11 protein-coding genes and 1 pseudogene are annotated in these 12,735 nt (G+C 57.2%); 4 read left to right on the top strand and 8 right to left on the bottom strand.

Annotation, left to right across the window (positions count from 1 at the left end; translation table 11 throughout):
* The 3 genes and pseudogenes from Q2941_RS47895 to Q2941_RS47905 all read right to left on the bottom strand — a co-directional run.
* Window positions 1-191: pseudogene (locus tag Q2941_RS47895) on the bottom strand (HamA C-terminal domain-containing protein); the annotation flags it as partial.
* 143 nt (window positions 192-334) lie between these two features.
* Window positions 335-478: a Hachiman antiphage defense system protein HamA gene (locus Q2941_RS51960; protein WP_479684050.1), complete on the bottom strand. Its 144-nt coding sequence runs from the start codon at window positions 476-478 to the stop codon at window positions 335-337.
* 37 nt (window positions 479-515) lie between these two features.
* Window positions 516-893 (bottom strand): Hachiman antiphage defense system protein HamA, encoded by a 378-nt coding sequence (locus tag Q2941_RS47905; protein ID WP_458196999.1) that lies wholly within the window; start codon window positions 891-893, stop codon window positions 516-518.
* 481 nt (window positions 894-1,374) lie between these two features.
* Here Q2941_RS47905 and Q2941_RS47910 point away from each other — a divergent pair, with 481 nt between their 5' ends.
* Window positions 1,375-1,575 (top strand): hypothetical protein, encoded by a 201-nt coding sequence (locus Q2941_RS47910; RefSeq protein WP_458197000.1) that lies wholly within the window; start codon window positions 1,375-1,377, stop codon window positions 1,573-1,575.
* Window positions 1,548-1,877, top strand: coding sequence for a hypothetical protein (locus Q2941_RS47915; RefSeq protein WP_458197001.1), 330 nt, complete (start codon window positions 1,548-1,550; stop codon window positions 1,875-1,877). The genes Q2941_RS47910 and Q2941_RS47915 overlap by 28 nt, the downstream gene beginning before the upstream one ends.
* A 364-nt stretch (window positions 1,878-2,241) precedes the next feature.
* Here the strand turns inward: Q2941_RS47915 and Q2941_RS47920 are convergent, their stop codons facing one another.
* The 5 genes from Q2941_RS47920 to Q2941_RS47940 all read right to left on the bottom strand — a co-directional run bounded on the left by Q2941_RS47920 (window position 2,242) and on the right by Q2941_RS47940 (window position 10,457).
* Window positions 2,242-3,666, bottom strand: a complete 1,425-nt coding sequence (locus tag Q2941_RS47920; RefSeq protein ID WP_458197002.1) for a hypothetical protein — start codon at window positions 3,664-3,666, stop codon at window positions 2,242-2,244.
* 381 nt (window positions 3,667-4,047) lie between these two features.
* Window positions 4,048-5,427, bottom strand: coding sequence for a DEAD/DEAH box helicase (locus tag Q2941_RS47925; RefSeq protein ID WP_458197003.1), 1,380 nt, complete (start codon window positions 5,425-5,427; stop codon window positions 4,048-4,050).
* Window positions 5,428-5,738: 311 nt separating this feature from the next.
* Complete coding sequence (locus Q2941_RS47930; protein ID WP_458197004.1) at window positions 5,739-7,427, bottom strand: MBL fold metallo-hydrolase; 1,689 nt, start codon at window positions 7,425-7,427, stop codon at window positions 5,739-5,741.
* Between the two features lie 4 nt (window positions 7,428-7,431).
* A complete protein-coding gene (locus Q2941_RS47935; RefSeq protein WP_458197006.1) occupies window positions 7,432-9,144 on the bottom strand; it encodes a gluzincin family metallopeptidase in 1,713 nt (570 codons plus the stop codon).
* Window positions 9,145-9,302: 158 nt separating this feature from the next.
* Entirely contained in the window at window positions 9,303-10,457 is a 1,155-nt protein-coding gene (locus tag Q2941_RS47940; protein ID WP_458197007.1) for a patatin-like phospholipase family protein, read from the bottom strand.
* Window positions 10,458-10,761: 304 nt separating this feature from the next.
* Here Q2941_RS47940 and Q2941_RS47945 point away from each other — a divergent pair, with 304 nt between their 5' ends.
* Together Q2941_RS47945 and Q2941_RS47950 are read left to right on the top strand one after the other, a co-directional pair.
* The gene (locus tag Q2941_RS47945) at window positions 10,762-11,832 is read left to right on the top strand and encodes a hypothetical protein (RefSeq protein WP_458197008.1); all 1,071 of its coding nucleotides are present in this window, start codon (window positions 10,762-10,764) and stop codon (window positions 11,830-11,832) included.
* A gap of 439 nt (window positions 11,833-12,271) precedes the next feature.
* A partial coding sequence (locus Q2941_RS47950; RefSeq protein WP_458197011.1) for a DEAD/DEAH box helicase family protein occupies window positions 12,272-12,735 on the top strand: 464 nt, incomplete at its 3' end.

Below are 12,735 nucleotides of genomic sequence, written 5' to 3' on the forward strand. Positions count from 1 at the left end.
GTGTATAAGAGACAGACGATCTTCTTCTTGCTTGGAACCGGAAACAGTATGATGAGGAAGTTAAGATCATCGTATTTGTGAACTGAACCCGACTTTGCGAGCTGCTTTGAAAAGTAAGACTCTGCCCTTTCTTTGTGGAATGCAGCTATCTCTGCTTTGTAATTCTTCGACAATTCCTTTGCAGTTGCCATCGTAGCACATTATTGCAGCAAAAGGATCGGAATATGAATTTTCGCTTTCAGATTGTCGATCGATTCGCGATTGTCTAAAGCGGCTTTGATCTTGTCGCGAAGTCCCGCAGCGATCGGTAGCCCATCCAGGTCTGAGACACTGGTTATGATCGCGTTTCTTTTTTCAGCTTATCGGTTGATAGCGAGTTCAAGACGGAGGTCACGACCGCGTCTAGCCTTGCGTCCGCTATAGAGTTGTAGAACTTCGCTTCGCCGAACCAGAGTGTAAAGTCGTCGCCATTCACCACGATATGAACGCTGTCTGCCCCCTTGGCATTATCCTGATCATTCTGCTTGTAAAATATCTTCGTAACGACAGGATAGTGCGCCGAAGCGATGGCGCATCAATCCATACAAGAACACTTCTGCTATTTCGCTGCCTTGGCCAACCTCATCCTTGTCAGTCAATCTGAGGTTCTGAGCGGCCGCTATAAGGCTGCTGTGGCTTTGGTCCACAAGCGCGGATCGCTCTCTCTGCGACAAGGCGGTTTGAGCTATGTTGTCCCAGAGATAACTCTGGAACTTGGGATACCGCCACTCGGCGTCCTCGTAATCATTGATTAAGCTAAGAACCTGCTTGTTTACTAAGGTGGTGAGCTGAGAAACGGAAGTGATTCCGGCAAGAGCGTCATCAATAAGGATCTCAAATGACAAGCCGGCCATTGATATAAATGTCCCCCCCCACCCACATATAGACAGTCCGAATTGATACAGGTTCCTACCGTACATGCCTAGGTAGCAAGGGGGCGGCATGTTTTTACCGGAGTTTTTGTCTAAGTTGCCCTCGTCCAAGGCGGACATGAATTGGAGCTGAGCAAGTTGGCGGCGAGCAATCCGGATGCGTTCCAGGAGGACCTCGGCGCCAGCATCACGACTTCGTCCCGTATGCCCATAGCCTTCGACCGTTGCGAGCCAGAAACAAATTCGGTGAGCTGCCTATCAAAGTGCCCGAAAGCCAACCAGTAGGTCACCACCGCCGTCGCGCGCCGAAAAAATGCAAAGTCTCCCGATAAGAGCAAGAATAATGCATCAATCATGAATGATATTTGCTGCGCAATACCAAGTTGGCGCACTCGCCCAACCACCACGCGCAGATAACGTGACAGAATGCGTCGGTGAATTTTGCTATTGCGCACGATCCGAGATGCGCGAACCGATCCAGTGCAAGGTTCAGGAGATTCGGGCCCGCATCGACACCGAAAAGGCCAAAGACAAGTTGGTCGGCTATCTCAGCATTCCGGCTTCTACAGTGGCAGGGAGTTATTTCGGCGAAAACGTCAAGGTCGCCGACGAGGTCAGGAACGCGTTGGAGATCGGTTGGGCCCCAAAGCAGCCTGGCTCCTGAACACGGCGACACCTGACGTGTCGCTCCCGGCTGGTGCCTACGGTGCAGAATATATGCTGATGTGTACGAACGTTCTCGTCGGCACAAATGGTCTCGGCGCATTCGACTCCGTATCTTTCACCGGCCGGTCCGATTTTGCTTATCATTTCGGGTTAGACCGGCACGACGATTTGTCAAAGCTCTACGAACATTACGACAGCGTCTCCAAGACGGACCAAGCGCTAAAAGCCGTCCCGAATGAGGACGCCATCGCTTACTACGGTCTTCGTGCCTCCGTCGCCTACAGGTACGGATCAACATGAGTGGGACATTATTTGTGCCATCAGCGAGGCCAGGCGCAACACGGATAAGGCCGCGCCCAATAAGCCCAAGGTCGGTACGGCTATGGACGACGATCAACCGCACGGCGCGCGAAACGCGAAGCCGGATTGAGCGCGTCCTTGATGCGGCAGAGTAGGGGCCTTCGGTCTGGGAAGAACCCCGCGATGCGGAACACTGTGAAGCCGCTCTTGCCGAAATCGAAGCGCTCGAAGCGCCACCACAAGGCCGCGCCCTACAAGGAAGTCCCCGGAATCGTCCGTGCACCGCAAGCCAAGCACAAAGCGGCAGATACGATGTCAACCTCGCCGCTGAATACATCATCTTGACGACGGTACCCGGTACCCTTCATCCGCAGAGCACTCTCAATCTAGCATTCACGCTCGCCGCCGCGGCCATGGTCGACCGTAGAAGGTGGATGCAATGGATGGCGGGTGCCGGCGGCTTGGTCTTTCGGGCTTGGTCGAACAGCCGATCCCGATCGAGCGCCGCTCCGAGCACCATGACGACCTCGCGTTCAGTACTCTGACTCAGAAGGAGCGCACGCAGTCGCGACCAGATGGCCGGGCCGTCGAGGCCGCTCCACCCTCCTTGACAGAGTCGCAATCTCAAGTCGACGGCTCCTTCTCCTCCCGGTCCTTCCCACGCGCCACTCCAGAGCCCGACCTGCTTCGGCTCGACGGGACTGAACTGACCGATAGTGCCGATTTGCTTCGCTGCCTGCGCGCAGACCTCGTGAAGCGCCGACGCGGAGACGAAAGATCCGTCGGAAGCCTTTGCATGAACCATGAGGACGGTTTCGCGGTTTCCTCGACGACCCACAAGGAGGAAATCGCAACACTCGAACCGTCCATCGTCGCACAGCACCAAGTCCGCGTCGGGCAGCAGGTCGGCTACATTTCGATCGATCCATTCGAACACCGAGTTGCCTGGCCACCCGCTCGGTAGAGCGCTCGCTTTGGCTCCCTTTTCGGACGTGCAGGCACGCAGCGCCGGGACCTGCTGGATCATGTCGTCGAGTCCGAGAGCTGCCGGATCAAACCGTCGGCCTAGCCCCAGTCTGGGATCGAAGAAGCCGCTTTCGGAGTAGATAACTTCTGGCGTCTCCGGGATAACGGTGAACGCCTGGCGGGCGTTTAGGAAGTCCAACAATGTGCCCTGGCGCGTTCCTTCGGCGTATCGGTAGAGACGCGCGAGGTCGACCGATTCAAGGATATATTCCTCTTTGGCGCGATCGAACGTCACGGTCCCGCGACACTCTTGACCATTGGCCATCATGCGGAAGGTGCGAGGATCGTCAGGAGCACCACCGCGCGATCGCTTGCAATCGAGACAAACGTCCTCGATCTCCATCGCGCCTTCGTCCGGATGGGACAGAAAAAGCTGTCTGGCTTCATCCAAGTCGAGAAGCACGCTCTTGGGCCATGGGTTCTGCGGCGGACCGTCAAGCGGCTGAGCAAAACGGTCCAGATATGCGTGTTGCACTCGCGTGGCATCCGATGCCGCAGCGATCAGCGACTGGGTCCAATCGCTCCACAGCTCGAGCGTCCGTCGAACCGACTCGTCCGAAATTCGTCCCATCCCGAATCCGACCGAGCGGAACGAGAAACTATCGATATCGTCCGACTTCGAGTCGGCTGCTATGATTGAGGAGGCCATGAACTGAAATTCGTCGAGTGCCGGTGGGGTCTCTTCCAACGAGGCGGCCGTCGCGGATCTGCGTCGCACGGCAGACGGTCCCAACGCCGCGTTGCGAGAAACTATCTCAACCAAGCGGGTATCCGGGCTTTTGCTCAGCAACCGACCCATTCGCTTGCGGGGACAGGGGGCGCCCGACGACGAGCCTCGCGCGCGATTCGAGACCAGCCCTTGACGTGTCAAGCACCGCTATAACCGAGCCGACCTTTCTGGCGACGAACGCGTGCAGTTCGCGTTCGATGAAAAAGTGCTCCGCGAGCAGAGGAGACGTTCCGAGTTTCACGAATAGAACTAGCAGTTCATGGTCGGTACTTACAATCATTTGAAAAGGGTACTCTGCCTCCACCAAGCGTTCCTGGGTGACGGCCGCGAGACCTTTCATAGCCCCGCGTTGAAGGACTTCATAGAGATGGCAGCGAAGGGGAAGTCGCAGCGAGCGCCGCACGTCGGCTTCTGTCATGTTGAAGCCGAAGCGTCTACGGAATTGCCGGCGGCGTAGACTACCGGCGGGAGGTTCGCTTCGAAGCTCTTGGAGAAGTCGTCGAGACCAAGCTTCAAATTCTTCTCGTCTATCGTAGCGTCATATTCCCGAAACCGCCTCCACATATCGGCGATGACGCCTTCCGAGTGGTCGATCAATAGCGCCTTCTCGACCAGGTCCTTTTGCGGATTGCGGATTACCCGTCCGATCTGTTGAACGAGTGCGCGGGCTGAGCCGAGGACTCCATAGAAGGCGAGCGCGCGGAAACTCGGTCCGTCCACGCCTTCCAGAAGCTTATGCTGGTGCACCCAGATAGCGGGCGCGCCGGCGGCTTCGGGATCGGAGGGCTGACGTCGCTCCCAAAGACGTTGAGGATCGTTCGTGAAGGCCTCGTGCAGGCAGAGTACCCCGCCGGAGCCGTCGGGGTGTTTTCGCATGAGCTCGCCGATACGTTCGATCTGTTCCTTGGACCTGCATCGCACGATCAGCTTTCGACCTTCGCTCGGACCTTCGCCGTAATGGGCGATGAAGTGCTTCAAGACTGTATCGACGAAAGTGGAAGGGCTGCGCGCCGATTGTGGAGGAGCCGGCGAGATCTCGACGTCACGAAGGAAGCCGTCGGCCAGCAGCTCGGAATAGCGCGACACGTGAACATGGGTGTGATCGAATTCGAACGGTTTCAGATCATTCCTGTAAGGAGTCGCCGTGACGAGTATCGTCGGCAGGCCCAGCCCGCGTATTGATAGGCTCCACGCGTTGGCGGGCTCGTAGTGTCCTTCGTCCACGATGACGACGTCGCATCCCTTTCGAAGCCGATCATAGCTCGCATCGGACGCTCTGTTTCTTGCCATATCGTTGACGAGCTGGATGGTCGAGACGAGGATGGTGCCCGAGGCGATCGTTTTCGGAAGATCACTGCTCGACCTGATCGCCAGCACTGTCTTGGGAAGCTCATTCGGCCCGAGACCGCTGCGGAGAAAGAATCCCCGGTGGCCGCCCAACTCCCGCGCAAGCTGATCTCGGATCGCGCTTCGTGGCGCAACGACAAGTAAAACGTCGACCTTCGGATGCCAGTGGCCGATGGTTCCGATGACCGCGGTCTTTCCGCCCCCGGTCGGAATATTCACGAGCGCGGCCTTCTTTTGGTTGTGGCCTTGGACAGTCGCATCGAGGTAAGCCGCGGCCATCTTGGCCGCCTTTGCCTGGTGCGGCCAAAGCTTAATCGTGCCCGGAAGTTTCAATCTCAGATCCCCCAGATCATTGCCATCGGGTCGAGCCCGAGGTCGACCCGATGCCCTTAACGGCCCTTCGCTACCCGTGGATAATTCGTGTCCAGTATGCAAGCGTGACGACAAGCCGAAGAGTTATCAACCTCCCTTGTGAAGAGCAACGCGGGATCGTGAAGCGCGCAATCCAAAGTCTCAGGTCTGCAATCCGGATGCGTTTGACTAGGACGTCGCCGCCAGCAATCACGACTTCGTCCCGTGTGCCGGCAGTCGTCGATCGGTTGTGAGCCACGAACAAATTCGCTTAGCCGGTCGCTATCAAGGTGCCAGAAATGCCACCCAAAAGGTCAACTTCGCCATCGGCGCCGAAAAAATGCAAATATTCCCGACAAGAGCAGAAATGGCGCATCAAACATGAATGATATTTGCTGCGTACTTGTTCATTGCGGAGTGTGCGCTTCAAGCGAATGGCAATACTCCACGTACAGTGGCGCAACGCCTGAATGAGCCGATTTGGGGCCAAAGCTGAGACGCGAAAAGAAACTCTCCCAGTCTTCCCGACTGAGCTCGCCTGGCTTGTCCTGGCGGCGATCTCGGTCAGCCTTCAAATCATCCAGAGACTTGTCTGCACGCAAGACTCTTCCCTTTGTTCTTTCCAGAAGCCGTGCCAGCAGAGAGGGGAACGGCATGTTCCAGTGCTTGGTTTTGCGAGCGAATTCCTCTCTCACCGGGATCATTGCGACAAGAGCTGGATGAGTCATTAGCTCAAGGCCGTTGGCCCGCAGTGTCGCGTTGTGGCTGGCGTGATGGCCCACCTTGTACAGCACTGTCGCGGCGAGAAGTTTTTGTATGTCAATGGCGGTCGGATCCTCTCGCTTGGAGCCGCTCGGCCAAACGTATTGCTGCCAAGACTCCCAGTTTCCGACCTGCGCATCACCTGGGAAGAGCAACACGCGAGGATCAGTTTTGCTTCCAAACGCGAAAGCGAGAACTAGGCTGGTGTTGTTGGTATCGGAATCAAGCTTCAGAGCCAGCTGTTCCGCGGCGCCGAGCCAATCGCGATCAATCCGCCGCCATTCTTGTCGTTCAGAAAAATATGCCTGGTTCTGTTCCCCTTCAATCTCCGAAAGCCGACGGAAGTGCTGGTTGTCGAATGGCATCGAGAGTTCGATGGCCCTCGCTTCATCGGCATCGAGTGAAATGGCTTCCTTCTCCAGCTGTACGGCAGCCGCCAAATAGACACCGAGCCCGTCGCTTTCGTCGGACAGGTAGACCTCTCCCTTTCGTGGATTGCTGCGGAGGAGCAACTTGGTGTCCTTGGGAGGCCCGAGAACGTATGCTCGTACCGGAACGTCGGCGGGTAGCGGAATCGGATCGGCGCCTGGCGTGAAGTACCGGACCTTCTTGGCGAGCCCCTTAAGCATGGTCAGGATGGCTCCGGTGTCCATCCTTGAGGCAGCCGCGCCGGGCGACTGACCGGTAAATGCAAGCAACTCCCTCACTTCATCGCGTTGTCCTCCGGCCCTGGGCGCTCTGGTCGTCTCCTCCTCGTCTTCCTCTGGGACGGCGGCTGGCCCGAAATGCTTGTCGAGCGTGAGCAGCAACTGCAGCGCTTTTTGCCGTCGGGCGCGGATCCTTGCTGCGTCAGCATCCTTGTCGTCCTCAGTCCAGGCAAGCCAGAGTTCGTCGATCTCGAAGCTCTTGAAGATGTCCTGAGCCTGGTAGAACCCGGACAGATGATCCCAGTGTTCGTGAGTAATCACCAGGACGTCCAGGCGAGACCCCGTTGTCTCGGCTATGTCAGCGGCGATCTCATTCATGATCTCCGCCGCCGAAGGCATTCCCTGAAGCGCTCCGCAATCGATCAGGATTTTCACGTCACGTTCCGGTCCAGCGGGGATCCTGATCAGGAAGCAGTCACCAAGAATATTGTTGTACATGCGGACGGAGATGTGGCGGGGTCTGGCTCTCGCCGAGCTCGTTGCCGTGGCCGGACCACCCTCATTCTCGACGACGTTATCGGAGTGTGGGGCGGCCCCTGCTCCTTTCTTGCCGCCCCGCCTTATGCCTGCTGGCTTTTCCTTCGCGTTCTTCTTCGGCGTTGCGGCCTTTTTGGGTGCGCTCAACATAGCGTTATCCATTTCGGTGCAGAAAGGCGAACGGCTCTTCGCGGGAATCGAGGCCGAAATAGGTGGCCCCGAGCGACTCCGACTCGCGCTCGAACAGAAAGCGCCTCTGCGCCTCAAGTCTCGATGCGCTCAGAATGTCCTTGCTGACGATGTATCGAACTCTGCCGGAATGAAGGTCGATGACGAGCGTGCATCCACCGCGGAAGGTGAAGTCCGCCCCACGCGATCGATGCCCGGATGCATCTGCATTGGATTGCTCCTCAGCGTCGCTGAAGCCCCGCCGCTCCTGGACGATCTCGACCACAAGCTGCGGAAGTTCCTCGCCATCGGGACCGATGCGGCGGGTGGTTCGGACCGATTGGACGTCGAATGCGGGCGCTCCGCCTTCCTTGATCGAACGCCTGATAGTCTTGGGCGCGTCGTCATCCAGGGCCAAGCCCATCTTGCGCAAAGTTTCTGCAGGTAGCCTGCTTCGGTCCTTCAGTCGTCCATAGAAGACGCCTGCGTTATCGATGGCCTGCTTCCAGAGATCCTCGCGGCTCTCCTTATGGCTCGTGTCGATCCCGTCCAGCCATCCCAGAGCCACGTCCTCGTCCGGCTCACCCCACAAGAGGCTATCAACTGCCAACGAACGGCAATCCCGGGGATAGATGCCTCTTCTCCTGAACGCTTCGACGAAGGCGATGCGGTATCCGCGGTCATCGTCAGCGACGAGATCACTATCTGCCGTGACGACCGCGCGCAGAAAGTCGCCGAAGGTCACGTCGACGGGCGGAAGATAGTCGAGCGCGCGGATGCACATGCGCAGGACGTGCCCTGCCGTCTTGTTTGCCTCCGCGGTCAGACGGTTCAATAGATCCGGATGAAGATCCCGGTCCGGGAAACGTTCACCCTCGCCGGTCACCATCCGGACCAGGTCCGCCACACGCGTACGATAGATGGTTAGGAATGCATCGAAGACGGCGGCCACCAAGATGGCTCCGCGCTCGTGCGGCTCGGCCACCTGCCTAATCGCGCGCGCGTCCGGAAGACCGGTCTTGGGATCTATCTTGTCGATGCCGTCACGAAGAGCGCCGTAGTTGCCGATGGCCTGGCCGAACTGGAGCGCAAGATTGCTGAGCAGCGAGCGCTGCGAAAGATCGCCGCGTAGCCTTCCGATCTGGTTCTTTACGGCCTCTGGCATCGTGAAGTGCTGCAAGAGAGCCACGATATCGGCAAACGCCTCATGGAAGGCTAGCGAGTCCGGGTTGCTGGGTTCAAGATACATCCTATGCATGCCGTCGAGAATGGCATGGCTCATCTCGTGTGCGATGATGTCGTGCGATAGACAGGAAAAGATCATGCCACCCGGCAAGTTGTTGCCAACGTCCTCGCCACTCGCCCGGAAATAGCCGAACAAGAGAGCTCGCTTTTGCGGACTATAGTATGCGTTGGCCTCGCGCAGCGCATGTGGATAGATGCGCAGTTTGCCGATGTAAGTTCTGCTTCTATATGCGGTCACATCGTCCCTTCGCGCCCATCTCCATGCCCAAAGGACCCGCCGACCGAGCGCGCGCTCAAAATTGCGAATCGTCGTCATGCCGATCGCATAGACCATCTGTTGATGGAATTGTGGATTGCCTTCCGATGGAGCGTGCCCATCCTGCGCGAGCAGTTGCGGTGAGTTTAGATTAACGGGCTCGTAAAACGCATCACTCGCCGGGTCTATGTCGATCACCTCGAGGTATTCGCCCTTGGGGCCGGCTTCGAGCTCTTCCCAAGGCACCTTCATCACTGCCGCGTTCATGGTGGCAGTGCGCAAGTCCGTCGAGGCGGAAGGATCGAACGCATAGACGCGCAAGCGCCGGAACGCAGGGGGGATGAGCTCGCGCATCATCAATATCCTCCAGCAAATGGAAACTTCGTTGGAGGGGGTATGCTCACGCCGAGCTTTGTCTGCAACACCGGATCAATATGTGCACGCAGCGCCGCATCACAGATCGCGTAACCCCAATTCATCAGTCGGTCCTGCAGGTTTCTGGGCATCGCCTCTAGCCTGGTCGGAACCTCGGCGAGTGGGACCGGATTGCGTGTCGAGCATCCGAGCGGATCCTGGCCGAGCTTGTAGTCGGCGAACGTCGTGCGAATCCCCCAATACGTACCCGTGTGGTCTTTCCGTTCGAACGAGTCGATCAGGTGTCGCTTGCGCAAACTCCTAACCTGGTTGTCTACCGTATCAAGCACGCGTAACGAGTGGCGGGCCCAATCCCGGTGCGGATCAGGCTCGGGAGCGATTTTCTGTCCCGCGTCGCTCACAAGTAAAGTCGCATATCTCTTGGAAATCGTCTCCAGACCGAGATTGTCGTACACTCCGCCATCGCTCAGGATTGCCGTCTTCGTGTAAGGCTCGCGGTGAAGGTCCGCGCCTGGGGTGTTTAGGACGTTTTGCGAGATGTCGAGCTCGCACGGGGACAGGATTGGAGGAAACGCCGAAGACGCAGCCACGGCCTTCGCAAGCGGAACGGCCGGGCGGTCGACCAATCCCACCCTGTAATCACCCATGTAGTTGCGGGAGAAGCGCCAGAGAGCCGCCGTCTGAATGTTGGTCGCGTTTATGACGAAGCGCGGATTGCCCGGTTGGGCGTCGTCGGGAAGGTCCGCAAGAGTCGCCCCCTTGAAGGCGACATCGTCATAGGCCTTTGCGACGCGGTCGCTGATGGACCCGGGCAGCAAGATGCCTCCTATGATCGCGCCCGCGTCGATCGTGGTATCAGCCATCGCTCTGACTTGGTTGATGACGATGTCAAAGTTGGTTGCAACATCGTTTTGGAAGTTGAGCTTGTTCCAGTTAGAACCGAGTATCCCAGCAGTGATCGATCCGCCGGACACGCTAGAGATCCGTTTGATTTTGCGCAGCAGCGATAGCTCGTTCAGTCGCATCAGTGCTCCGACGTGGAATACCATTGCACGGTAGCCGCCTCCAGAGAGCGCAAGGCCAATTCCGTCTTCAGGTTGGGAGGGGGCTCTGTCGATGAACTCGTCCACAGACATCAGAAAAGCTCCAATAGCTTCGTGCTGAGAGGGTGGTTTTAGAGGAGCATCCATCAACGGCATGCCGCTCGGCAATATGCTTACGAACGTACAAAGTAGGTTTTATGAAACGACGGCAGTAACGATACACGCTTCGGTAGAATTGGCAAGCGACTGGCCGCGGAGCCGGGACTCGCCGCTCATGCTGCGAGGAGTGCCATGCTCTCTCCAAACACCGGCATGCCGGCAGCTTATCCACTGACTGGCCGTTGACTCGCGGTTGTGATGAACGCAACGTAGATATTTTGGGTTACAGGAGGGGACGGTGCGCTTTCAATTGAAATGTCAGGGTCGATCAGCATTTCGTGCAGCTGCTTTGATGACGTTGTTGGCTTGCCCTACGGGCTGCACGCGAGGCGAGCTTGAACATAAAGCGGACGCCTACAACCAAGCCATCGCTGAATCGAATAATCGTCAAATCCTGCTGAATGCGGTCCGGGCTAGTCAACGTGCACCGATGTCCTTCGTGGGCTTCGGAGACGTAGCCGCGTCTCCCACGTTTTCCGGGACTGCCGGTGGGACGTTCAATTTCGATGTACTTGGGCTCACGACATATAACGTGAATCCAACGGTCAACGTGAATGGCGGGTTCACGTCATTCACGATGAACAATCTGAACTATGCGGCCTTCGCCCAGGAGCTGCAGCGTCCGCTGCCGTCCAACATTGTCCAGTATTTCGATCAGCTGAAGTTTCCGAAGGAATTGGTGAAACTGATCTTTGTGCAAGAATACACGCTTCCAGTGCAAAAAAGGCAACGAATCGCTACCGACACCGCGGCGAGATGTCGGGTGAGAGCGAATCAACGTGATGCTGATATTTGCGACGCGATGGAAAGGGACCGCGACCGCTTTGAAACGGCCGGATGCCAAGAGTTTCCGGAAACTCATGCGACCATGACGCTGCTAAATGTGGGCCGTGATCTATGTGCGATGGTCACCTTCCAGACCTTTGTAAGACAGCTGCGGCTTCTCGAGATCGAACTCCCATTCAAGCCGCGTACCACCCAAGCCATCCTGTATTATCTCGGTGACTTGATCGCAGCTCAGAATTACTCGACGCATCCGTTCATACCCGAAGTATTGGTCGAAAAGGACAACCGGAGACTGACAGTTCCGCTCTTCGAGGTGAGGCGAGCCATTCCAGTTCCAGCCGGGACGGCCGTTGCCGTCTCGTACGGTGGGGAGAATTTCTTCATCCCGACACCTGCCTTTGGCAGTACGGAGGAGGCACGTTCACTGCAAGTGTTGGATTTGGTGTCACAGGTAATAACTGCCGCCACCTCCAAGGACGCGCTACCGAAAACTTCGACCGTCACGTTGGTGCAAGCCCGATGAATTCGGCAAGACAGCACTGAGGCAGTACTGTCCGACGGACGGCAGTGAGCAGCCTGAAGTCTAGGTGTTTATCGCGCAGAAAAAATGCAATTTAGCTCTACAAGAGACAGAAATGATGCGTCTAATTTGGGGTAATGATTTGCAGATGATCGATTGGCAACTCGTTCTCTGACGCGCGTCACCGAGCAAGTTCATCGGCAATTTCCATCATACCGGTCTCCACCGGAGATCGAGTTTTCGTCCTGGATTGGAACAGATTGCGTACACGTCGTCTATTTTGAGTCCATGAGTCGCGCTTGGCCAAGAAGCAATGGATCAACCATCTTTATTTTCTCAATCTGAGCCGCCCCGGCAGTTTCGACGGCCCGCCCTTGAGATTGTTAGAACGGTTTCTATCGGTCAGATGCGGCACGTGCTCGACCACGGTGGCCCATGCGAAATGGTCCCCGTTGGTGACGTGTTAGTCTCGCCAAAAAGGCGCGAACCAACATACAAGCTTTCCAATGGCGAGACTGTTGTCGTTACGAGTCGGGCTCAGGTTGAGTTGCCAGCGGGCATTGATGGGGCTCTCCGCGACCTCGGGAATGGAGCGTTTAAATGGCTGAGACACCGTCGTCTGAAAGCCTTTGAAGATGCTGTAGCCCGAGAAGGTTGGCCGGGAGTAGCAAGGAAGCAGGCTCGAGAGTGGTCCGGGCAATTTTGCTTTCGAGCAGAGGGAGAGCAGTCAAAAGGCCTGAGGCCGCCCCAAGTCGGTGCCTTGCATGCCGTCGGCTCGCATTGGAGCTTGTTCAGCCAGCCGGCCACCGTCGTCATGCCCACAGGGACTGGAAAAACGGAGACAATGTTGTCGATCCTTGCGGCGTACGACCCGGCGCCGCTTCTCGTGATTGTGCCGTCCGATCC

The sequence above is a fragment of the Bradyrhizobium sp. UFLA05-153 genome (assembly GCF_054185185.1).